Here is a 332-nt window from a genome sequence, read left to right as displayed (position 1 = left end):
CAGCGACAAGCGGGCGGGTTACAGTAGGCCCCATGACGCAGACCGCCGCCGTACTGCCCGTCGACCAGGTCGACCGCTACAGCCTGGACCCGCGCTGATGGCCGCCACGCCCCGCGACCGACACATCCCCGACCTCGTCTCCGCCACCGAGGCGGCCGAGATCCTCGGCATCTCCCGACAGGCCGTCAACCTGCGCGCCTCACGCGGGCAGCTCCTCGGCGCGCAGGTCGGCACCACCTGGGTTTTCAGGCGCGTCGTCGTCGAAGCCGCCGCCCGGCCCGCGCCGGCCGCCGAGTAGGGCGCCAGCCACCGCACGCGCCGCGGCCCCGCCC

The 332-nt window shown here is 75.3% G+C and carries 1 protein-coding gene; it reads left to right on the top strand.

Going from position 1 to position 332, the window contains the following annotated elements:
* Positions 1-97 precede the first annotated feature (97 nt).
* On the top strand, positions 98-298 hold the full coding sequence (locus tag IG99_RS43755; protein WP_037684630.1) for a helix-turn-helix domain-containing protein: 201 nt from the start codon (positions 98-100) through the stop codon (positions 296-298).
* Positions 299-332 lie beyond the last annotated feature (34 nt).

Origin of the sequence: Streptomyces griseus subsp. griseus, assembly GCF_000720255.1 — a bacterium.
Taxonomy (GTDB): Bacteria; Actinomycetota; Actinomycetes; order Streptomycetales; family Streptomycetaceae; genus Streptomyces; species Streptomyces griseus_I.
The sequence above is the reverse complement of the archived record's forward strand: the minus strand, read 5'-3'. Positions and strand labels throughout refer to the sequence as shown.